At 55.1% G+C, this 23910-nt stretch carries 15 protein-coding genes; 10 read left to right on the top strand and 5 right to left on the bottom strand.

Features of this window, described 5'->3' with window-relative positions:
* Positions 1–27 precede the first annotated feature (27 nt).
* Positions 28–3492, top strand: coding sequence for a sulfatase-like hydrolase/transferase (locus FYC48_RS03520; RefSeq protein WP_160149303.1), 3465 nt, complete (start codon positions 28–30; stop codon positions 3490–3492).
* Positions 3493–3641: 149 nt separating this feature from the next.
* Positions 3642–5051: a dicarboxylate/amino acid:cation symporter gene (locus FYC48_RS03515; protein ID WP_149495271.1), complete on the top strand. Its 1410-nt coding sequence runs from the start codon at positions 3642–3644 to the stop codon at positions 5049–5051.
* Positions 5052–5096: 45 nt separating this feature from the next.
* Here the strand turns inward: FYC48_RS03515 and FYC48_RS03510 are convergent, their stop codons facing one another.
* On the bottom strand, positions 5097–6239 hold the full coding sequence (locus FYC48_RS03510) for a hypothetical protein (protein WP_149495270.1): 1143 nt from the start codon (positions 6237–6239) through the stop codon (positions 5097–5099).
* 228 nt (positions 6240–6467) lie between these two features.
* Between FYC48_RS03510 and FYC48_RS03505 the strand changes: the two genes are divergently transcribed.
* The 5 genes from FYC48_RS03505 to FYC48_RS03485 all read left to right on the top strand — a co-directional run bounded on the left by FYC48_RS03505 (position 6468) and on the right by FYC48_RS03485 (position 13254).
* Positions 6468–7391 (top strand): dihydrodipicolinate synthase family protein, encoded by a 924-nt coding sequence (locus tag FYC48_RS03505; protein ID WP_149495269.1) that lies wholly within the window; start codon positions 6468–6470, stop codon positions 7389–7391.
* Positions 7388–10015 carry a sodium:solute symporter family transporter gene (locus FYC48_RS03500; RefSeq protein ID WP_149495268.1) on the top strand — a complete coding sequence of 876 codons (2628 nt, stop codon included), beginning with the start codon at positions 7388–7390 and terminating at the stop codon, positions 10013–10015. The genes FYC48_RS03505 and FYC48_RS03500 overlap by 4 nt, the downstream gene beginning before the upstream one ends.
* 78 nt (positions 10016–10093) lie before the next feature.
* Positions 10094–10885 (top strand): hypothetical protein, encoded by a 792-nt coding sequence (locus tag FYC48_RS03495; RefSeq protein ID WP_149495267.1) that lies wholly within the window; start codon positions 10094–10096, stop codon positions 10883–10885.
* A gap of 244 nt (positions 10886–11129) precedes the next feature.
* Positions 11130–11657, top strand: coding sequence for a cytochrome c nitrite reductase small subunit (nrfH, locus tag FYC48_RS03490; protein ID WP_149495266.1), 528 nt, complete (start codon positions 11130–11132; stop codon positions 11655–11657).
* Positions 11658–11706: 49 nt separating this feature from the next.
* Positions 11707–13254 (top strand): ammonia-forming cytochrome c nitrite reductase subunit c552, encoded by a 1548-nt coding sequence (locus FYC48_RS03485; protein ID WP_149495265.1) that lies wholly within the window; start codon positions 11707–11709, stop codon positions 13252–13254.
* A gap of 200 nt (positions 13255–13454) precedes the next feature.
* Here FYC48_RS03485 and FYC48_RS03480 read toward each other — a convergent pair whose 3' ends face one another.
* The 4 genes from FYC48_RS03480 to FYC48_RS03465 all read right to left on the bottom strand — a co-directional run bounded on the left by FYC48_RS03480 (position 13455) and on the right by FYC48_RS03465 (position 18021).
* Positions 13455–14465, bottom strand: a complete 1011-nt coding sequence (locus FYC48_RS03480; RefSeq protein WP_235034048.1) for an NAD(P)-dependent alcohol dehydrogenase — start codon at positions 14463–14465, stop codon at positions 13455–13457.
* A gap of 246 nt (positions 14466–14711) precedes the next feature.
* Positions 14712–15479 carry a hydroxypyruvate isomerase family protein gene (locus FYC48_RS03475; protein WP_149495264.1) on the bottom strand — a complete coding sequence of 256 codons (768 nt, stop codon included), beginning with the start codon at positions 15477–15479 and terminating at the stop codon, positions 14712–14714.
* Between the two features lie 413 nt (positions 15480–15892).
* A complete protein-coding gene (locus tag FYC48_RS03470; protein ID WP_149495263.1) occupies positions 15893–17089 on the bottom strand; it encodes an amino acid aminotransferase in 1197 nt (398 codons plus the stop codon).
* A 212-nt stretch (positions 17090–17301) separates the two neighbouring features.
* The gene (locus tag FYC48_RS03465) at positions 17302–18021 is read right to left on the bottom strand and encodes an SOS response-associated peptidase (RefSeq protein WP_149495262.1); all 720 of its coding nucleotides are present in this window, start codon (positions 18019–18021) and stop codon (positions 17302–17304) included.
* A 305-nt stretch (positions 18022–18326) separates the two neighbouring features.
* On the opposite strand from FYC48_RS03465, the gene FYC48_RS03460 reads away from it, so the two are divergent.
* From FYC48_RS03460 to FYC48_RS03450, 3 genes are all read left to right on the top strand, one after another.
* Positions 18327–20372 carry a DUF1592 domain-containing protein gene (locus FYC48_RS03460; RefSeq protein WP_200836527.1) on the top strand — a complete coding sequence of 682 codons (2046 nt, stop codon included), beginning with the start codon at positions 18327–18329 and terminating at the stop codon, positions 20370–20372.
* A gap of 11 nt (positions 20373–20383) precedes the next feature.
* Complete coding sequence (locus tag FYC48_RS03455; protein WP_149495261.1) at positions 20384–21790, top strand: DUF1552 domain-containing protein; 1407 nt, start codon at positions 20384–20386, stop codon at positions 21788–21790.
* A 476-nt stretch (positions 21791–22266) separates the two neighbouring features.
* Positions 22267–23799, top strand: coding sequence for a TrkH family potassium uptake protein (locus tag FYC48_RS03450; protein ID WP_149495829.1), 1533 nt, complete (start codon positions 22267–22269; stop codon positions 23797–23799).
* Positions 23800–23910: the final 111 nt, after the last annotated feature.

The following is a 23910-nucleotide window of genomic DNA, read 5'->3' as shown; positions in this document are numbered from 1 at the left end:
ATCCTCCTCTCGTCCCCGCATTTTTTGATGATCGATCACCGAAGTCTTTCTCGCGTGAACGCCACGTTGTTCATCGCGATCGCTTTGTTTGCGACTCACCCCGGCCGAGCCGCCGAACACGCATGGTCGCCCGTTGCCGATTCGATGTTGACCCGTTGGGGTAAACAAGTTCAACCGAACGATGCTTGGTCACAGTATCCACGCCCGCAATTGAAGCGATCGCGTTGGCAAAACCTCAACGGGATGTGGGACTATGCGATCACCGCGAAAGACTCCGCCAAACCTGAATCGTTTGAAGGGCAGATTCTGGTTCCTTTTGCCGTCGAAGCCCCGCTCTCTGGCGTCGGCCGACGACTGTCCGCCGAACAAGCGTTGTGGTACCGAACGTCGTTTGATCTTGTCGATGCCAGACCGAAGGACGGGCAATCCATTCGATTGCATTTCGAAGCGGTCGACTACGCCTGCGACGTCTGGCTTAACGGCCGCAAATTGGGCAACCACGTCGGCGGAAACCTACCGTTCTCGTTCCTGATCGATGACGTCAAACCGGAAGGCAATGAACTGGTTGTCAAAGTCATTGATGCGACCGATGCGACCGGCAAGTATCAGTTACGCGGAAAACAGAAAGTCGAAAACCGTGGAATCTTCTACACACCGGTCTCGGGGATTTGGCAGACCGTTTGGATCGAACCCGTCGCAAAACACCACATCGAAACCCTGAAAGTCACCGGCGATGATCAAGGTAATGTGACGGTATCGTCGAAGGTTTCCGGTGATCAAACGCAACTACGGGTGACCGCATCACTGGGCGATTCCTCAACGACCGCCACCGGATCCTCCGATGGAGTCACGCTATCGGTTGAGAATCCGAGTCTTTGGACACCTCAATCACCCACGCTTTATGATTTGAAGGTCGAATTGATCGGGAAGGACAATCAAGTTCTCGACAGTGTCGAATCCTATGTCGGTTTGCGAACGGTCGGTAAACGTCGGGACGCCGACGGCAACTTCCGTTTGACGCTTAACGGCAAAGACATCTTCCATTGGGGGCCGTTGGATCAAGGTTGGTGGCCGGGCGGATTGTTGACGCCGCCGTCGGACGAAGCGATCCGATTTGAAATCGACTTTTTGCAGAAAGCCGGCTTCAACATGATTCGCAAACACATCAAAGTCGAACCGCGGCGGTACTACTATCACTGTGACAAAGCGGGCATGCTGGTTTGGCAAGACCAAGTCGAAGGCGGTGCCGGGATGCCATCGGGTGAATGGCCAAAATGGAAACGTCTAGATAAGAACCATGACGCCGCTAAGCGACCGAACGCTTGGAAAGAAGGCGAGTCGCTTGATGCGACATGGCCGGACGCGGCACACGACCAATACATGGCCGAATTGAAGGGGATGGTCGATCATCTTTACAACCATCCTTCGATCGTCACCTGGATTCCCTTCAATGAACGCTGGGGTCAACACCGAACGATGGAAGTCGGGCGTTGGATCACAAGTTATGATCCATCACGACAGATCAACATTGCCAGCGGAGGAAACTTTTTTCCGGTCGGAGACATGGCCGACGAACACGTTTATCCACATCCCGATTTCCCCGTCGATGATCCGCGTTATGACGACTACGTCAAAATCGTCGGTGAGTTCGGAGGCCACGGCTGGCCAGTACCCAATCACCTTTGGGGCAGTCAACGCAACTGGGGATACGGCGGCCTTCCCAAAACCAAACATGAATACATCGAACGATACAAAGAATCGATTCGGCGTCTGGCGGACCTCAAGGCCAAAGGCGTCGCCGGGGCGGTTTATACGCAAACCACAGATGTCGAAGGCGAAATCAATGGATTGATGACTTATGACCGAGACGTCATTAAGATCGCCGCCGGTCACCTGCGGCAAATCGCAGAAGACGAAGGCCTGATCGAAAAGCAAACGAAATTGGTCGGGTCTCGACCGAACATCATCGTCGTCTTGGTCGATGACATGGGCTATTCGGATCTGGGATGTTACGGCAGCGAAATCGAGACACCTCACATCGACTCACTCGCCAAAGGCGGTTTGCGGTTCACCCAGTTTTATAACCAGGGTCGTTGCTGCCCGACGCGAGCGAGTTTGATCACCGGGTTGCAACCCCATCAAGCCGGGATCGGGCACATGACCGCGCCCCCGAATCAACCGCTCGGTTTCGAAGGCCCCTATCAAGGCTACCTGAATGATCAATGCACGACCCTGGCGGAGGTCTTGAAAGAATCTGGTTACAAAACATTGATGACCGGGAAATGGCATTTGGGTGCGGACAAGAAAGAGTGCTGGCCACTGCAGCGTGGTTTCGATCGCTACTACGGGTGCCTCAGCGGCGCGATCAATTATTTCAAACCCGGTGGCGATCGTGGATTGACCGAGGGAAACGAGGCGGTGAAGGTTCCCGAGGACTTCTATGCGACCGACACGTTTACCGATAAGGCGATCGACTACCTGACCGACGCCAAGTCTGAAGATGACGATCAACCCTTCTTCCTGTACCTCGCCTACAACGCGCCGCACTGGCCGCTCAACGCGAAATGGGAAGACTATCAAAAGTACCGCGGGAAATACAAAGATGGTTGGGGTGCGTTGATGAAGTCGCGTCAGAAGCGTCAACGTGAACTCGGCTTGCTTTCGGCGAACACCGAAGCGGCTCCGCACCCCGGTCCAGACTGGGATAGCCTGGACAACAGGCAACGTGATCGGCTGGACGCCATCATGGCTGCTTACGCGGGGTGTCTGGATTCGATTGACCAGAATATTGGCAAGTTGGTCACGCACTTGAAAGACACCGGCGAGTACGACAACACCGTGATCTTCTTTTTGTCCGACAACGGTGCTTGTCAGGAAGGCGGTGACTTCGGTGTCGGCAACGAAGCGATGGTTAAGGACCCACCGCTGGAAACCACCAAGGGCGTCCGCATCGGGCTGCATTGGGCCGGGGCCTGCAACACGCCCTATCGGAAGTACAAGCACTACGTTCACGAAGGCGGTGCGTGTACGCCGATGATCGCCCATTGGCCCAGTGGGATTCCCGCCCCGACCCGTGGCAAGCTTGTTCGGCATCGAGCCTACCTACAGGATTTTATGCCGACGGTGATCGATCTTGCCGGCGGCGAATATCCCAATGAGGTGACCGAATGCGAGGGGCGGTCGATGGTTCCATTACTTGCCGGAGACCGCAAAGGCATTCACTTTGATCCGATGTTCTGGGAGCACGAAGGCAACGCATCGGTACGAATGGGGCAGTGGAAGCTAGTCCGTGAGTATGAAAAACCCTGGGAATTGTACGACCTGTCCAAAGATCGAACCGAGCTTCATGACTTGGCAAAGAAGAAACCAAAGCTTCGCAAAGACATCGTGTCGCTATGGGAGGCATGGGCGAACGAGAAAGGCGTTGCGTTTCCTGAGCGTTTTAATATGTACGAATTCCTGCGAAAGAAGAATCAACCGCAGAAAAATTAGTCCATTGAATTCGAGTTCGATCGATCAGCCGACGGGGGTTGACCGCGGTTAATGCGGCACAACCGTGGTTAGCGCCATTCGGCTGATCCTAAAATCACGTACAATTGGCGGCAGCATGAACAACACAACTTGAAGGAGCTGCCGAAGCGATGGCCGATTCTGAAGCCTGGTACAAGAAGTCACATTGGCAAATCATCATCGGCATGTTGCTGGGTCTGGTGTATGGCTTGATCGCGGCAGCCGCCGGTTGGTCCAAATTCACGAATGATTGGGTCGCACCATTCGGCGTGATCTTTATCAACTCGCTTCAGTTGATCGCGATTCCACTCGTTGTCGCGTCATTGGTACTCGGTGTCGCATCGCTTAGCGATCTTAAGAAATTGTCGCGGATCGGCGGCAAGACGATGGGGATCTACATCGGCACTACGGCGATCGCGGTGGTCATTGGACTGGTGATCGTCAACGTCTTGCAGCCCGGACTGCAAGTTCCCGAAGCAGCCCGCACGCAGCTACAAGAACAATTTGCCGGCGACGTCTCGGCGAAAGAAGAGATCGCCGCGGACGTTCAAACACGCGGACCGCTACAAATCTTGATCGACATCGTGCCGTCGAACTTCTTTTCCGCGGCGTCGAGCAACCGGAACATGTTGCAAATCGTGTTCGTCTCGTTGATGGTCGGGATCGGCTTGATCCAGCTCGAGAAAGCTCAAGCGAAGCCGATGATCGATGTCCTCGAAAGCTTGAATCATGTCGTCATTCGATTGGTCGACTTGATCATGTTGTTCGCGCCGATCGGTGTGTTTTCGCTGATCGCTAGAACGATCACTGACTTGGCCGGCGATGATTTTTCCCAGATCTTGCAGTTGCTCACCGCGTTGGGGTTCTACTGTATCTCGGTCGTGCTTGGATTAACGTTGCATGTTTGCATCACGTACTTTGGACTGCTGAAGTTGGTCACTAAGATGCCGATCAAGACATTCTTGCAAGGCATCGCGCCGGTTCAGTTGGTTGCCTTTTCGACCAGTTCGAGCGGTGCCACTTTGCCGCTAACGATGGAGCGTTGTGAAGAAAAGCTCGGTGTCTCCGAAGAGGTTTCGTCGTTTGTGATCCCTCTCGGGGCGACGATCAACATGGACGGTACGGCGCTTTATCAAGCCGTCGCGGCCGTCTTCATCGCCCAGTCGATGGGCATGGACGTGGGGCTAACCGGGCAATTGACCATTGTGCTCACCGCCGTGCTGGCTTCGATCGGCACCGCCGCCGTCCCAGGCGCGGGAATCATCATGCTGGTCATCATCTTGCAATCGATCGGTGTCCCAAGTTCTGGTATCGCGCTGATCCTGGGGGTCGACCGGATCTTGGACATGTTGCGGACGGTGACCAACGTGACCGGTGATGCCTCGGTGGCCGTTTCGATCGCATCAATGGAAGGCCAATTGAATCCACCAAACCTTAGCGAGGTGCCCGATCATATCCGGACGCACGGAGAAGAAAACTTGGTGGAACACTCAAGTCCCGAAGCGGAAACAAACAAGAAAACCGAATCCTCCGGCGACTGACGAACATCTGATGAAAGCGGCGACGATGTGCATTGCACGTTGCGATCAGGCGGCCTTGGCAGCGGGTGTCAAATATGAAAACAGGTGAACGCGATTGACTGACGCTGACTCCAAACGCTGACAAAACGCGTTGGGGCTGAGATGATCTTCGTAATACCTGATGACTTCACCGCGCATCGTTGCGATCGCATCGGCCGACATCGCATCGAGACGTTCGATCGCTTCACACAATCCATCTCGGCCGCGATAGGCGATACAGTTTACGCCGTCGGTCAGTGGCGGCGTCAGTAGCGAGTCGTACTCCAACAGCGGAATCGTGCCCACCGCGATCGATTCAATCACGTTGTGCGACAGGGGATAATCACAACCCGGTGCGGCGACGAAAAAGTCAGCACTGGAAAGCAATTCCAACCAGCGCGTTGCGTCCGAACGATACTGTGCGTTGTCAATCATGACAAAGCCATCATGACGTTGGCTCAGGCACCGATCGAGCATCTGGTCAGATCGAATGTTTCGCGTCCGGTCGCCGTACCAGTCGGTTAACTGACGAATGGTAGTGTATCGATCGACCGGTTGCATTCGTCGGTACTTGCGGATGCGTTGGTAGGACGCTTTCGAACAATGCCCGCCAAAGAATAGTCGCCAAACCCGATCACGCTGTCGATACTCGGCGAAACGATCGTCTTCGTGGTTGTCCCAAATCAACGGGTAAAAGCTATAGGGAACCGCAAGATCCCGCGGCGAAACCGGGCGGCGTGTGCTGGTCACCACCTGAACCGTCCGATCGGCTAGCGGATGATCGGTTCCCCGGTCGGTCAAACAAAGATCGAAACGCCCTGCGGCCAGATCGTCGGTCAGGGGCTCGGCGACATTCAGGGCGCTTGCTTTAAATGCGCGGTCTCCGGTTTGCAGAAACGGCAGTCGTGGCACCATCACGACCTGATATCCGCCACGAGCCAGCAATGACACCAGCGCGTGAAATCGTCGGCCCTGCTCGCCATCGCAGGAGATCCTCCGAAAGTCCAGCAAACAACGCTTGGTCGCGCTCCGCACCGGAGTCGCCTGATCGGTTTGGTGAATCCAAAGCCAGTGGTCACGGATTTGTTTTGTTCGTTTCAGTCGCGCGATCCAACGCCACTGTTTGACGGCGTGTTCGATTGACAGGTGCAGGGATCGGAAACGATGCATGGTGACGAAGAGGCGTGGCCGGACTGATAACCGCCGCAGGCTAGCGATTGGGACAGGTTTGTCGCTAGTGCGAATCTCAGGTGGCTGTGAAACGCGGTGTTTCACGCGAATGACCGTTGGCGATCCTCAGTCCCCGAGTGGTGCTGGCGACGGTTACAATGCTGCGTTTCGTAGAACGCTTTCGTTCTCGATCCCGCCCCTTTCCCACCGCGACGAAGGTTCGACCTCGTGCTCGAAAATCGACTTGATGGCTTGATCGCCGCCACCTGCACTCCATTGAAGACATCCGGCGATGTCATAACCGATCCGATTCCTCCGTTGGTTGACGCGCTGATCGATCAAGGCGTCCGTGGATTGTATGTCTGCGGCAGCACCGGAGAAGGCATTTCACTATCGACCGAAGAACGTCAACTCGTCGCCGAAGCCTACGTCAAAGCCGCGGCGGGACGTGTTCCCGTGCTCGTTCAAGTCGGTCACAACAGCGTCAGCGAAGCCAGAAAACTTGTACGGCATGCCGCAGACATCGGTGCCGACGCGGTCTCGGCGACTTGCCCGTCCTACTTCAAAGTCTCGGACCCTGTGACGCTGGCCGATTGCATGCGTGAAATCGCTTCGGCCGCCGAGATCCCGTTTTACTATTACCACATCCCGTCACTGACCGGATCGACGATCGACATGGTTGAGTTTTTGTCGATCGCGGCCGAACGAATTCCGACGCTGGTCGGGTTGAAGTACACCGACACGAAACTGCACGAGTTTCAAGCCTGCTTGGAAGTCGCCGACGGGCGCTTCGATGTCGTCTGGGGCTGCGATGAAATGTTACTCGGAGCGTTGGCCACCGGGGCACGTGCCGCGATCGGTAGTACTTACAATATCGCCGCACCGCTGTACCGCCGGGTAATCGCGGCTGCCGAGCAGGGCGATTGGAAACACGCTCGCATGCTGCAATCGCATTCGGTGGCGATGGTCCGCGTGATGTGTCGCTATCCGTTCCACGGGGCACTCAAGGCGATCATGCAATTCCAAGGTCACTCGCTCGGTGGATGTCGACTCCCACTTTGCGGTCTGTCCGCCGATGCGACCGAGCGCCTACGTGCTGATCTCGAAGCGATCGGATTTTTTGATTGGTCCGCCGCGGATTCAATGGTATGAGGGACGCGTTGATGTTGGTTGCCGAGGGTGCTCGCCTTGCCGGGGCATCGATGTGGCTCGTCGGAGTTTTGTTGTTCAGTCCGACGACGAGTGCTGATGCTCAATCGCCGGCGTCGATGTATCAATGGACGGAGCTACCTGCGCTGCCGGAAGAGCTTGGCGTCGCGGGGCCCTTCGCGGGTGTGCATCGCGACGCGTTGATCGTCGCCGGTGGGGCAAACTTTCCCAAACCGGTTTGGGACAATGACAAAGTCTGGCACGACAAGATTTACGTTCTTCGCCGAAGCGATGACGGGTATACGTGGAATGAGGCGGGAACGCTGCCCCGAAGGATCGCCTATGGCGCGGCCGTTTCGACGGCCGACGGTGTGCTGTGTTTAGGGGGGAACGATTCAGTCGACACGTTTGCGTCGACGTTCTTGTTGCGGTGGGATCCTTCAACCGAACGCATCGAAACGATTGACTATCCGCCACTTCCTCAGCCTTGTGTTTATGCGTCGGCGGCGTTGATTGGCGACACTGTCTATCTCGTTGGCGGCCAAAACGATGCGTCGTTGTCGTCGGCCGGCGACCAATTGTTCGCACTTGACCTTTCGCTTAAAGATCAACCCGAGCGGTTTCGGTGGCAAACGTTACCGCCTTGCCCTGGGCCAACTCGAGCATTCAATTTGACCGTCGCCCAACACAACGGCTTTCAAGATTGTCTGTATGTGATCGGCGGACGGCGTCAATCGACAAGCGATGAAAGCTCAATCGAGTTCCTTTCCGATGTCTGGGAATACGACCCAGCATCGGCGACTTGGCGGGCACGATCCGATGCGCCTCGACCGATCATGGCTGGCGTGGGAATCGATGTCGGCCAAAGTCACATCGCGGTGCTCGGTGGCGCCGACGGATCGCTGTTTTTTAAGGCCGATGATTTAAAGGACGACCATCCTGGGTTTCCCAAAACGGCGTTGGCTTATCACACCATCACCGACACCTGGACCGAAGCAGGCTCTATCCCTGCCAATCACGTCACCACCATCGCCGTTGATTGGAACGATCGGATCATTATCCCCAGCGGTGAAGTGCGACCGCGCGTTCGTTCGGCAAAAATTTGGGCGTTGGAACGAATCGCCTCCGATCACCAATTTGGCACGGTCAATTATGTCGTCTTAGTGACCTATTTATTGGCCATGGTTGGCGTCGGCGTTTATTTTGCCCGAAAGAACAAAGACACCAACGACTTCTTTCGCGGCGGACAATGTATTCCTTGGTGGGCAGCCGGATGCAGTATCTTTGCGACGATGCTCAGTTCGTTGACGTTCACCGGGATCCCCTCTAAAGCGTTTGCGCAAGATTGGGTCTACGCGGTGGGTAACTTCATGATTCCCGTCGTCGCGTTTTTGGCGGTCTACATCGCGATGCCGTTTTATCGTCGCATCGACGCGACGAGTGCCTACGAGTACCTTGAGAAACGTTTTAGCCGGGCAGTGCGATTGTTTGGCAGTGCCAGCTTTACGCTCTTTCACGTCTTTCGAATGGCCGTGGTGATGTCCTTAACTGGGCTCGCCCTCGCGGTCGCGACGCCGCTGACCCCGGCGCAATCGGTGATGCTGATGGGCGTGCTCAGTATTCTGTACTGCACGATGGGCGGCGTCGAAGCGGTCATCTGGACCGACACGATTCAAACGGTCGTGTTGCTCGGAGGAGCGATACTGGCGATCTGGTTATTGATCTCGGGGGCGGGGACGGATTTGGTTGGCTTCATCGAGATCGGTCGTCAGCATGAAAAATTTTCGATGGCCAATCTGCACTGGGACGTCACGCAAACACAAGTCGCCTTGTGGGTGATCATTGTCGGTGCGATCGCGCAAAATGTCTCTTCCTACACTGCCGATCAGGCCGTCGTGCAACGATACATGACGACAGCGGACCGGCGTCTTGCCGCTCGTTCCATCTGGACCAACGCATTGATGACGATTCCGGCGACCTTTCTATTCTTTTCGATCGGAACGGCACTCTATGTGTTCTATCGCGCGCATCCTGAGAAACTGGACCCGACCATCACAACCGATCAAATCTTTCCGATGTTCATCGCCCGCGAGATGCCAATTGGGATCGCGGGATTGATCGTCGCCGGAGTCTTCGCGGCAGCCCAGTCGACCGTTTCGACCAGCATGAATTCCGTCGCAACCACGATCGTGACCGACTTTATGCGACCCTGGCGGACCTGTCAGACCGAGGCCGGTTACCTCAAGGCGGCTCGGTGGTGGACATTCGCCATCGGTGTGACCGGGACCTTGTTTGGTTTGGCATTTGTCGACCCGAACATTAAATCCTTGTTCGATGCCTTTATTAAAGTCATCGGGTTGTTCATGGGAGTACTGGGCGGATTGTTTGTGCTGGGGGCATTTTCGCGGCGTGCCAATGCGACCGGAGCATTGATCGGTGGTGTCGTCGGTGCGGGTGTCATGTATTGGCTTTGGCAATTCACGTCCGTCAACGGGTATCTCTACACCGCCTGTGGTATTTCCACATGTTTCGCCGTCGGCTATCTAACTAGTTTGGTCACCGGATCGCAAGCTTCCCGTTTAGACGGGCTAACGATCTACACCTTAAGAGGAACGAGCGGCAATTAGCTTGTCCAGCGAAGACGGTTCGGTCGATGATTTGTTATGATGGATCGCCAATGAACCGTTCGCACCTGGAGTAGTCTGGTGAGTGAATTCGCTGTCGTCCAAACCCGTTTCGAAACGATCCCGGCCGAGTTGTTGGCCGACGTGTTGACCAAACAAGGTGCGATGACGCATCCGGATGCGATGGTAGCCATCCGTCGGCATCAGGGCATTCTCTGGGATCATTTTGATCGTCCTCAAGCCGAATCGGTTCAAACCACGCTTGCCGAACAAGGCTATGGCGTCAAGCTGGTTCGTACCGACGACATTCCCAAGTTGGGTGAACCACGCAACATTCGCTGGTTCGAATTGGACGACGAAGAACTACGGATTCCGGTTGGAATTCATGGCGAAACGATCTCGGTTCCTTGGCACAATCTTTTTGTGATCAGTTTAAACCGAGTCGCTGAGGTGACTCGGCGCGAGGTCTCCGAACGCACACAGATGTCAAGTTCTTCGACATCCGGCTTGTCCATCGCCCGTGACACTCACCCGCGGTACCAGAAACGTAGCAAACTGATCGACGTTCTCGATTTGATCTGCCTGGATAAGGATAAAGCGGTCCACTATTTGCGATTGCCCAGCAACGAATTGAGCTTCGGCCGAATAATGGGCGAAGGGACAAACCTCAGTCGCTTTGAGCGTTTCCTTGTCATTATCGAGTACTGTGTCCACCATGCTCCCGATGCCATTGTCAGTCCGGAAACTCGAAAGGTCTTAGTCACGCGTCAAGAAACCATGCTCGAAGTCGATGGCGACGCGATGCATGCGATTCAAGAGGAATCGATCATCAATCGCAATCGCTGGCTGCTCTTCCAAGCCATCAACCAATAACTACGATTGCTCCGTCACCGCACATCAATCTCCCAAATGCCCATTGAAATGTGCGTCTATGTCCCACATTGATTTTACTTTCACCAAGATTAACTGTATCAAATTCAACGGAAATGTGTTTTTCAGGAAATTGGAATTCAATTGTGGCATTTCTCATCTGAACCCCTAGATTGAAAAGCGATCGGCGTCCGAGTAGAGCACGGGCACCATTTATCAACGTCAAGATATCGCAACGTAGCCAGTGATGACGGATCAGTCACAGCCAAACGATTTATCGACGAATTCGCATGACGAATCGAAAGCAACCTCAACGCGTCGACCGCGTTTCGGCAAAGGTGCAATCGTCTTCGCGGTGATTCTCGGCCTACTATTCGGCGTCGGGACGTTCACGTTCGGATATGGCAAAGGCGCTAGCTATCTGAGTAACAATCCACAGACCTGTGTGAACTGTCACGTCATGCAGGACCACTTGGACTCTTGGCAACAAAGTAGCCACCATCACGTCGCAGTCTGTAATGACTGCCACCTTCCCCATGATCCGATTGGAAAGTGGGTAACTAAGGCAGACAACGGTTTCTTTCATTCACTTGCGTTCACCGTCGGTGGCTATAAGGATCCGATCCGTATTAAGCCGCGCAATCGTAGGGTCACGCAGAGCACCTGTATCGATTGTCACAAAGACTTTGTTCATCCGCTCTTGCCGGCGACGGCGAATGACGACATGCAATCTTGCGTTCATTGTCACGCAGATGTCGGGCATGCGGGACGCTAATGACAACCCGCCTTTTAAAGCTTTCACCACTTAAGGACTCAGCGAGACGATGGCTTCCGATCAGAAAAGCGGATTCAGTTGGCTACTACTGCTAACGTTCATCACCGGCGCGGCTACCTTTGCCGTCGTCGCGTTACTTGTCAATATTTTTGAACGTAAGCAAGAAGCTCGTGCCCCGTTTACAAAAGTCGTCGAAGTCAGCGAAGTCAGTTCGGATCCCGAACCGTGGGGACTGAACTTTCCGCAACAATACGAGGATTATCTAAAAACCGTCAACGATCCTTATACAGACTTCGGTGGGAATCACGCGTTGCCACCAAGTAAGCTGGAAGAATCACCGTGGTTGAAACGATTGTTCGCCGGCTACGCATTCAGCATCGACTACCGCGAGGCTCGGGGTCATGCCCACATGCTGGCCGACCAAGAAGTCACCAAACGTGTAACCGACGTTCAACAATCCGGAGCATGCATGCATTGCCATGCTTCGATCATTCCGACCTATCGCCGGATCGGTCTAGAAACGATGGGCGAGGAAGCGACGGTCGATAAGCTGGCCGAAGACTTCCGAATGGATGCCGTACTCGCGGGGTTTAAGGAAGTCAGCCAAAAGAAATACGAAGAGGTTCACGCAGAAGTCGAAAAAACTCCCGACGGAATGGATCCTGAAAGTGGTGACCCGCATATCGGCGGCGCACACCCAGTCTCTTGCGTCGATTGCCACGACCCAAAAACGATGCAAATTCGTGTCACGCGCCCCGGTTTTGTGCTCGGTATCGACAAGCTTGCGAAAAGCGACGAACCGGTTCCTCATCTGCCGAGCGTCGAACAATGGCGAAAGGATGGTCGACAAGGCGACTATGACCCGAACACGATGGCAACCCGGCAAGAAATGCGATCGTTTGTCTGTGGACAGTGTCACGTCGAATATTACTGTGCCAACAAAATGACGTTGACGTTCCCTTGGAGTAACGGCTTGAAGATGGAACAGCTAGAAGCCGAATGGGACACCACCACCTTCCCAGACGGTGACGACTTTTATGACTACGTGCATAAGGAAACCGGAACGAAAGTCTATAAGGCTCAGCATCCCGAGTTTGAACTTTGGAGCCAAGGTATCCATGCTCGCAGCGGCGTGAGTTGCAGCGATTGCCATATGCCCTATGAAAAGGTCGGTGCGACGAAAGTCAGCAGCCACTGGGTACGCAGCCCGATGATGAACATCAATAAGGCCTGTCAGACCTGTCACAAGATTCCAGAAGAAGAAATCAAAGCCCGCGTTGATACAATCCAAGACCGAACGAAAGCGCTAATCGAACGAGCGGCTGCGGCGATGACCGAAATGTTGGATGCCATTATCGCGGTTCAGAAAGCCGGCGCGAGCGAAGAACAGCTCGCACCGATTCGAAAGTTACAGCGGAAAGCGATGTGGCGTCTGGATTACATCGCTAGCGAAAACAGCAAAGGGTTCCATGCGAGACAAGAAGCGGCTCGGATTCTAGGAGAATCGATCGATTACAGCCGACAAGCCATCGCGGCCTGCTGGAAGCTGGAGCTTGATGATGGGTCGGCTGAGGAAACCGCCGCAGTCGAGGAATGATTCTCGCTGAGCCGCAGGTGCTACCGTATGCGACGGAGCAAAAGTTGGCCCGACGCTAGCGCGTGCGGCTTACAAACTGTGAAGGCATCGGCGTTTGGGTAAGTTTTGAGTCAGTCGATAGCTTGCCGAAAGCCTCCGCGGCTTCCGCTACCAAGAAAAGCGTGCGGCTTACAAGATAAGTCGACGGTGCTCGCGAGAGCTTATTGGTTCACTTTCACAACGACCTTGCCGTGATCGACGCCTTCTTCGACACGTCGGTGCGCATCGCCGAGTCGGGCGAGCGGATAAGTCGAATCGATTTCGATTTTTAGCTTTCCATCGTTGTAAAGATCCACCAGCGTGCGGAGGTCCTCCGCGTTCGGTTTTGCCAACATCACCTTTGCCTTCTTCGAAAACGGCGCGGTGACGGCGGTCATGAAAAGGCCCTTCACGTCAGGCTCGGTTGAAACAAACCTTGCCCCTTCACTCATCACTGGTCGTGAATCGAGGTAGCTTGCTTTCCCGGCCGCATCGAAGATCAGGTCCCATTGCTGCCCCGTTGTTGTGTAATCAGTGGTACGATAGTCGATAAACTGGTCGGCACCCCAAGCTTCACATACCGATTGGTTCTTCCGGCTCGCGACCGCCGTAACAATACAGCCATACGCTTTGGCAATTTGAATCGCGAACATCCCAACGCCACCACTCGCACCGTTGATCAACACCCGATCGCCAGTCGCCATCTTTCCATGGTCACGAAGTGATTGAAGAGCCGTCGTCCCCGCCAATGGAATCGCGGCTGCTTTTTCGATCGGCATCGGTTTGGTCAACGGTGTCACCGCATCGATCGAACAAACGGCGTATTCTGCCGATGCTCCGCCCCGCACCGAATCCAAAAATGCGATCACCGGTTGGCCGACCGGGAATGGCGCGTCATCCGCAGCGGCGGCGATCCATCCGGCGACATCGTATCCGGGTACTCGAGGAAACCCCCCTGGCATTAGCGCCCGCATCTCTCCGCGACGCAGTCGATAATCGATCGGGTTGACGCTCGACGCCGCAATTTGGATCAAAACCTGACCGGGCAGGCATTTGGGTGTTTCAAGCTCTGCCTCATGCAGGACTGCGGCATCACCATAGTCCTCATAAACCATTGCTCGCATCGTATCGGTCGCATCACGCAGTGGTGTCGCCGTTGTTTCGGTAGTTGCCTCAGCAAAATCAGTTGACATCGTTGGCCCTCGTTTCGATTTGATTGTCGATTGAACAACGTTCAAATCGATGCAAGTACCGTACCGAAATGGGTGAGGCGTTTATCTCGATTCGCGGGGTCGACCGGCTTGATCGCGCGATGACCGCCAGTTCCGATGCCCAACCAACTTAAAAGCGAGACGTGCGCGGATTGTACTGAACAGTGTTTATCGCTTGGTTTGCGTTTATCGCTTGGTTTGCGTTTACCGCTTGCCGTACACGATCCATTAGGCGACGACGAGTGATTTCGCTTGCTTCAGACCGGCTTCGGGATCCTCCAACGGCCAGTATTCCAGACCAACGTATCCGTCATAGTCGGTGCCTCGGATGGCAGAAAATATTTCAGCGTAGTTCAACTCGCCACGTGTCAATTCATTTCGGCCCGGGTTACCGGCGGCGTGCAAATGCCCAATGCGATCGATGTTTTCAAGGACGTTACGTGTCACGTTGCCTTCGCTGATTTGTTGATGATAGATGTCAAAGACAACTTTCACGTTGGGGCTATCGACATGATCAACAATCGCAAAGGCTTGTTCGCTGCGGACGAGGTAGTAGCCGACGTGATCGATCAGATCGTTAAGGGGCTCGAACACCAACACGACACCGGCCTGTTCCAGCATCGGTGCCGCTTCACGCAATCCCTCGACCAAGCAATCATGCTGTTCCTCGTGTGAGACATCTTCCCGAAAGTCACCGACTTGAGAAATGATCGTCGGACAGTCTAGCCGTTTCGCGGCTTCGATTGACTCGGCCAACCCATCGAGATATTCGCGGCGCGTGGCAGGATCAACCAAGGAAACAAACTTCGTACAGCACGACGCGATCTGCATATCGTGCTTCGCCTTGGCATCCTCAATTTCTGCCAAGTCTTTATCCCACCAACCCCAAAACTCAAACGCATCGATCCCACACGATTTGACTTTCGCGATGGCTTCGGCCTTGGGAACATCTTCAAAAACGGCGTCGATACAAACTGAGGGTTTAAGTCCGGGCATCGTGACAAGGTTCCAGGGATTAGTGTCGTGAAGGTGATTTGAGAAGCGAGCATTGAAATGATGTTTTGGATTCATCTACCCGCAAGACGGTCAACGATAGCCTGGAGAAAACCTTCGTTTCGACATCATCGTTTTTCACTCCTCGTACTCCGTCTAAGCGAATTGTTTGGGTTCGGTTTATCAGCCGACGGGCGTTGGCGCTGGTTGTTGCACCGAAACCGTGGCTAACGCCATGCGGCTAATCCTAATTTCAGAGGTTGACCAAACTCCAGCCTTTTACTCACTACGCCTATGACCCGACGCTAGCGCGTTCGGCTCGCCTCCATCGGTTTCTGGAAACTTCTGAGTCAATCGACGAGCCACCGAAAGTCTCGGCGGCTTCCGCTACCATTGAACCGAGCGTCGACAACTTCCTAGCTCAAAACCGATGCGACCGAATCACAGAAGTACTGCATCTTGGATTCAGACATTCCGGCCACATTAATCCGTCCGCTGCCGACGATGTAAATCCCATACTTGCTTTTCAATTCATCGACCTGCATCGGCGTTAAACCGCTGTAAGAAAACATGCCGCGTTGGCGAAGCAGGAACCCGAAGTCATGACCGCTGCCGGTGCTCTTCATCGTTTGGACGAACTGTTCGCGAAGCCGCGTAATTCGTTGCCGCATCGATTCGAGTTCTTCTTTCCACTGCGCGGTCAACTGTGGATCACCCAGGATCGTCGCGACGATCGAAGCACCATGACGCGGCGGGTTGCTGTAGTTGGTTCGTACGGTGCGTTTAAGTTGGCTGCGCGCGGCGGTTGCGTTTTCGGCATCGGCGGCGACTAAGCAGATCGCGCCCACTCGTTCGCTATAGAGCCCAAAGTTTTTGGAGAACGAACTGCACACGAGTGCCTCGTCAGTGTGTTGCAAGATCGTCCGCAACCCAACGGCATCTTGCTCGATGCCATCCCCGAAACCTTGGTAGGCGAAGTCAATCAAGGGGAGCAGTTTCTTTTCCTCGACGACCTGGGCAATTTGCTTCCAGTCATCACCGCTGGGATCGATCCCGGTCGGGTTATGACAGCACCCGTGAAGCAAAATCACATCACCGGCCGAAGCTGACTCGCGAAGCGTTTGCAGCATGCCATCGAGATCCAATGACGTGCGGTCGTCGGCGAGGTAGCGATAGGTTTCCGTTGGTACGCCGCTCGACATGAAGATCGCCGGGTGATTCGCCCACGTCGGATTCGGCATCCAGACTTTTACCTGCGGCAATTGAGTCCGCATGAAGTCTGCGGCAACACGGAGCCCGCCGGTTCCACCTGGGGTTTGCACAACCACCGTTCGGTCCTGCGCGACAGCATCGCCAAAGACGAGTTTTCGGACGTCCTCGGCGTACTCCGGCGACCCTTCGATCGGCAGATACCCCTTGGTCGCTTCCTCTTCGAGAATCTTTTTCTCAGCCGCCTTCACCACTTCCAAAATGGGGGTTTTACCCGTTTCGTCTTTATAGACACCGACAGACAGGTTCAGCTTGTTCGGATTGGAATCGGCACCGAACGCTTCCGACAGACCTAAAATGGCATCGGGGGGAGCGGTTTCGAGGTGGGAGAATCGATGGCTCATGGGAGATTTGACGGGGAAATGTGAGTGTGGAAAGTCAACCGTCTGGCACAGACGGGCCTGGGAAAGATCCGGTTCACTCTCGGGCCTGATCGTAGTGCAAGACGGTTGATCCGGCTATCCTCCCCCCGGTCCAGGTAGGACCTGTCCGGTGACTAAGCGTCGAGCTGTCCGGAGACTAAGCGTCGGGCTGTCCGGTGACTAGCGTCGGGGACCTAAACGTCCGGAGCCTGCAGGCATTCGGGCACATCGTTACGGGCGTTGTTGACAACGGTCGACACCGGGCGGGCGGTCATTGCGTCCTCTTCGGCGGGCTTCAGCAGCGGCAAGACCGACTCGATCGCCTGATTTTGCGGATCCAGCCACTGCGTAAAATCCTGGGGTTTGATCAAGACCGGCATCCGATCGTGGATTTGGCTCAGCGACTTGTTCGCGGCTGTTGTCAGAATCGTGACCGTCTGCAGCGGCGTTCCGTCCGTCCCCAAGGCTTGATTGACCTCCCAAAGTCCGGCCATTGCCAACACGTCGCCAGCTGTTGATTCGATCACATAGGGCTGTTTGCCATTACCCGTTTTTTTCCATTCATAGTAGCCGTCGGCCGGCACAAGGCATCGCCTCCGAACCAAAGGCGTTTTGAAGGATCGTTTCTCGTGCGCCGTTTCGCTGCGGGCATTGATCATCCGATTTCCGATCGCGATGTCTTTCGCCCAAAACGGCACCAATCCCCAGCGAAATAGTGACCATTGACGTCGATCGTCTTGATCACTGACATCGGCAGCGTGAATACACGAAACCGATTGGGTGGGCGCAATGTTGTATCGTGCGTCGACGCCCAATTGCTGTGTCCTGTCAGCGATTTCCTGCTCGCTCCATAGCGGCAGGAACTCCTGTGTCCAGGCGGCGGCGGGGGTTTTTAGATTGAAACGTCCACACATGGCAGTCTTTTTGAGGAGGACCGATCGTCTCGATCGAATGGATGTTGGTCGTTTTGCACGCCGTTCTATCTAAGTCCGAGACAAACGTCGACCGTTTTCTAGGCTTTTCGCGGCATCTTACATGGCGTATCGACGCGCTGACGAATGTGAAAACCTTCGCAATACGATGCCTGATGCGATATGATGGACGATCCCCCAAATGCCTGCCTTGCCTTCCCACCTCGATTTTCCCTCCCTCCAAAGTCGATGACGCCTCACCGGCAAGTCGCACTTTCTGGATCAGTCCATTGATTAACACACCCTCAATGAATCTGAAACCATCGGATGACCGCCTCGATGCCGTCCCGCCATTGTGGTCAACGAGATGGCTGCTCAATGCGATATTGCTCGGCCAAGCGATGATGTTCGGCCGAGCAATGATGTTCGGCCGATCTTCTACTGCGATGGCGGTGGTGTTGGGAATTGTTTTCGTTGCTGCGAGTCCGTTTGACGTTCCGTGCCAAGCGGATGACTCTTCTGAGACGACAGACCCGGCGATCGATTTCGAGGCACTTCGCGCCGATGCCGAAACGACGTTTAAAAAGAAGGTCGGTCCCTTTGTCGACAAGTATTGCATTAGTTGTCACGGACCGCGCCCAGAAGCGGGCATCAATTTGCGTTCTGCACTCCAAAGCCCGGGCGCGGCGTCGTCGTTCCTCCATTGGAAAAAGGCGGTCGCGAATGTCAAAGTCGGTGACATGCCTCCGGAATATGTTGACGAGCTCCCATCGGACGAAGAGCGGCAACAGTTCGTCGAATGGATCGGAAAGCTCAAGTACTTTTCCCCTCGCGATCCCGGTCCCTTTGTCATCCGTCGATTGAGCAAGGTGGAGTACGGCAATACGTTGCGGGATCTCTATGGTGTCGATCCCTCGATCGCCGATAGCCTTCCCGACGAGGTCGTCGGTGAAGGCTACTTGAATTCAATCTCGCCTTTGCAATCCGAGTTGTTTCTCGACATCGCAAACAAGGTGGTCGACGAAGTGATTGCAGCGCAGGATCAAACGTCGACGGAAACACAACGACGTCTATTCGGCCCAACGCCAGCTCACGAAGTCGACTACGAGGGCGCCGCTCGTAACGTCGCTCGATCACTGGCGCGCGATGCCTACCGTCGACCACCCGGCGAAGCGGAACTGGATGTTTTGGTCGACGTGTTCCGGCTCGGTCGCGACAACGGTCTGGACTATCAAGCGTCGCTCGCTTTGATGTGGAAAGGCATCCTCGTTTCGCCACAGTTCCTGTTCATCATGCCGGCCGATGAAATCGAAAATAAAGACACCATTGTGCCGCTCGATGACTATCAACTGGCGTCACGTTTGTCGTACTTACTGTGGTCATCGCCGCCTGATGCCGAATTGTCCTCGCTTGCCGAGAAGGGCGAGTTACATCAACCTGAAGTGTTGCGGTCTCAGGCCGAACGTCTGCTAAACGATCCGCGTTCCCGGGCGTTATTCGATGGGTTTGGCGCTCAATGGTTGGGCGTGGGAAGCTTGCGACGTCAAACCTTTGACCCCGATCTGTTTCCCCAAGTGGACGCGATGTTGGTGCAGTCAATGACCGACGAGGCACGTTTATTCTTCGACAGCATCGTCCGTGAGAACGAAAGCGTGCTCCGGTTGATCGACAGCGACTACACGTTCCTGAACGAACCGCTGGCGAAGCTCTATGGGATCGAAGACTCTGTCGAAGGACTCGCGATGCAGCGGGTCAAGCTCGACAATCCCAATCGTGGTGGCATCCTTGGCATGCCGGCCACGCTTGCGACGACATCGTTTCCCAATCGCACCAGCCCGGTACGCCGCGGCGTCTGGGTGCTCGAACAAATCTTGGGCGAACGCGTCCCACCCCCACCACCGGACGTGCCCGAATTGGAAGAGCAGACGCAGAAAAGCGTGGAAGGGTTGACGCTGCGAGAACGGACGGAGTTGCATCAATCGGAACCGACCTGTGCCAACTGCCACAAAGTTCTCGATCCGATCGGTTTTGGCTTGGAGAACTTTGACGCGATCGGTCGCTGGCGTGACACCAATGCCGCCGGTGTGGCGATCGATTCGGCGGGTGAACTTCCCAGCGGGGAACGTTTCGCATCACCGGCGGACTTAAAGCGTTTGCTAGGCCAGCGCAAGGCCGACTTGGCTCGCAACTTGACCGAACGGTTGATGGCCTACGCGGTCGGACGACAACTCGACGGTTATGACGAAATTGTGGTCGATCAGCTGATGGTCAAAATCGCGCAGGATGACTATCGCGTGCGGACGATGATCACCGAAGTCATCACCAGCTACTTGTTCACACATCGTAAAATTTAAGGATGACTCACATGAACAACGATCCTCGTGTTAATCGCCGCACCATGTTGAAGGGAACCTTGCTCAAAGGTGCGGGGGTTTCGCTGGCATTACCATTGATGGATTCGATCGGCTTTTCCGTCGGGGCTGGCAGAGTTTCCGCGGGAGCCGGTCCGTCAAAGCCCCCGGTTCGGCTAGGTTTCATGTACATGCCACACGGCGTCATCATGGATGACTTCTGGCCGGAAAGCCCCGAAGCGTTTCATCAGTCACCGCCACCGGCAATTGAATCGCTGCGTCCGATCTTGGACCAATGCTTGATGATGAAAGGAATTTCCGGCGTACCGATTTCACCCTTCAACGGTGCACCGCACGCGTTAGAGTTATCAACCTGGTTGACCGCGACGTTGCCCGACGCGGAAACGCGAAGTCGTATCAACATTGCGATCTCGGCCGATCAGATCATGGCCAACTATGTCGGCGCGCAAACTTCGCTGCCATCGCTCGAACTGGCCACCATGCCGCAGACCTGGAAAGAAAACCAAGCCGGCCTGCACGAAGCTTACTACTCGCACTGCAGCTATCGATCGCCGACTCAGCCGGTCCCCGCCGAGATCGACCCACGCAACGTGCTCAATCGACTGTTCGGCAAGAAAGGCAAAGACGGCCATGTCACCGAAGCCAACCCGTTAGATCGTCAAATGCTCGATCGTGTGCTCGGCGGCGCCCGCGATCTTCGTAAAACCCTGGCTCGTACCGATCAACAAAAACTCGACGAATACCTCGACAGCGTCCGTGCGGTCGAGCGGCGAATCGCAGCGATCGAATCGCGTCAGAAAGAGGCGGCTTTGGAAAAAGCCGGAGTCCGGACAACCCAACGCGACGCCAGCGACTCGCCGCCGATCGAAGTCAAAATCCCCGAAGGCGACAAACGTAGCGAATACATGCAAGTCATGTGTGACTTGACGATCCTGGCGTTTCAAACAGACACCACCCGCGTGAGCACCTACATCGGATCAACGCCCAACGGTGTTTCGTATCCCGAGTTGGGCTTCACCGATAAACACCACTCACAGACACACCATGAAAATCGCGAGAAGATGGTGCGGAAGGTCGCGGCGATCACCAAGTTCAACATTGATCAGTACGCGTACATGGTCAACAAGATGGCCAATCTTCGCGAGGGCGAGGGAACCCTGCTGGACAACTGCATCATGATGTGGGGATCGGGTTTGGAAGACGGCAACAAACACCGCCGCGAGAATCTGCCCTTCATCATCGCGGGCAAGGGCGGCGGTTCGATCAAGACGGGGCGTTTCCTGCCCGACACCAAGGGCAACCAAGGCGACTTGTTGACAACACTGCTTGACTGCGCCGGCGTGCCGGTCGACCGCCCGATTGGCATCGCGACAAAGCAGATCACGGAAATGAAAGCGTGATTTTGGTTAGCGGTGACGCCAATTCGCGGTGTTGCAAAATGCTTCAGCAAAATGCGGCACCGCTTGCGGTATCGAACACCGTCCTTTTCAGCAGTACCGGCCACATCAGCAGCCGAAAAATTACGTGAAAAGGCGTAAAAAGCGGCGACCGACGCCGCCTCCAGCGCCGATCGCCAGTCTTCGTTCATCCCCTGGGGAAGGGCTGTTCGAGACTGACCCGTTAGCGGTTGCAAACAGGGTGCCAAAGGCTACCGCCACTGTCGATTCGCAACAGCCATCGCAGGCATCGGTGGGCCAAAGATCCGAATCAACGTTGCGAAGGCCCATCGCGAAAACCGCTTGGCAACCACTACAATTCTTTCGTTCTGACGAATTTGCCACCTGTCCTGCGGATCGGACACGAGACCGAAAGACCATTGAATTTTCGATTACTTAGCCGAGTGCTTGGAGTGATCTGCCTGCTGATTGGCGGATCGATGGGATTCTGTTTGCCGTTTGCCTTTCCTAGTTTGGCCAATCGCACTCACCTGCCAGCCGCCGAATCGGTCGAACATGCCGGAATCCAAGGCTTGGTTCTTAGCATGGCGATCAGCATGTTTGTCGGGGCGGTGTTGCTGATCGCCGGGCGGACTCGACAAAGCCATAAGCCGCTGTTTCGTAAGGAAGCGATGGCGGTGGTCGGATTGAGTTGGTTGCTGGCGACGATTCTTGGGGCTCTGCCGTATTATTTAAGCGGCACGCAAATCTGGAACGGTCGTTCGATCACGTTTGTCGAAGCGATGTTCGAAGCTCAGGCTGGATTTAGCACCACGGGGGCGACGATCCTGACCGATCTTGAAACGCCCGAGGTTGTCCCGCACTGCATCCTATTCTGGCGCAGTTGGACGCACTTTTTGGGCGGCCTGGGAATCGTCGTCTTGTTCGTTGCGATTCTGGGTCAGGGATCGGCCGGAAAAGCCATGGTCCGCGCCGAGATGCCAGGACCAAGTAAAGAAGGCAGCATGCCGCGGATGCAGCACACGGCGTTGGTCTTTGCCGGGATTTATTGCGCGCTCAATGTCATCCTGACGATCGTTTACATGATCGAAGGCATGACGTTGTTCGATGCCCTTTGCCATGCGTTCGGTACGATGGCGACCGGCGGATTCAGTACCTACAACCGATCGCTTGGCGGCTTTGACAGCCCGTTGATTGAATACACCACGATCTTATTCATGATCATGGCCGGGACCAACTTCACGTTGCTGTATTTGACGATGATTGGGGGTCCGAAACGATTGTTCGGCGACGTCGAATTTCAGACCTACGTGGGAATCATCGCGGTCGCGACGGCCGGCATTATGTTCTTTGGTTTTCGAGCCGAAGACCTGGGTTTTGAAACTTTCGGCCAAGGCTTGCGAAACGGTTTATTCCAAGTCGTCTCGGTGATAACGACTACCGGTTATGGGACCGCCGACTTCGATCGCTGGAACAACTTTGCCCGCGGTAGTTTGCTGGTGTTGATGTTCATCGGCGGCTGCGCCGGCAGCACCGGAGGTGGCATGAAAGTCATCCGCCATGTGTTGTTTTACAAGATCCTACGTCGCGAAATTGAGCTGTCGTATCATCCCCGCGTCGTGCGTTTAATCCGGATAGGCGACACGGTGGCCGACGACCCGGCAATGTTACGCGGGATCATGGTCTACTTTTGTTTGATCCTGGGGATCTTCGTCGCGTCGTGGATGATGTTGGTGACCTTTGAACCGAGTTCCACATGGGGTTATGACGCCAGCGATCCGACCAGCGTCGAAGATAGCAAACTGGACGAAAAGCTGTTGGACTGTGCCAGTGCTGTCGCGGCAACGCTCAACAACATCGGCCCGGGCTTGGGCGTCGTCGGTGCGACGCAAAACTATGCCGGTTTCAGCCAAGGCGCGAAGTTCCTGTTTGTCTGGCTGATGATGCTCGGCAGGGTTGAAGTCTTTAGCGTGTTGGTGTTGGTCTTTCCCTCGTTTTGGCGGCGAACGTAGTCTCCTCGACAACGGCCGAAATCGTGATGATCAGTGGCCGGCCGCGGGCAAATCGCTCGGGTAATGGGCGGGTATTTACGGTATGATAGAGGGGCATCGCTCGTCTCGCCC

The sequence above is a fragment of the Roseiconus lacunae genome, from assembly GCF_008312935.1.
Lineage (GTDB): Bacteria > Planctomycetota > Planctomycetia > Pirellulales > Pirellulaceae > Stieleria > Stieleria lacunae.
The sequence above is the reverse complement of the archived record's forward strand: the minus strand, read 5'-3'. Positions and strand labels throughout refer to the sequence as shown.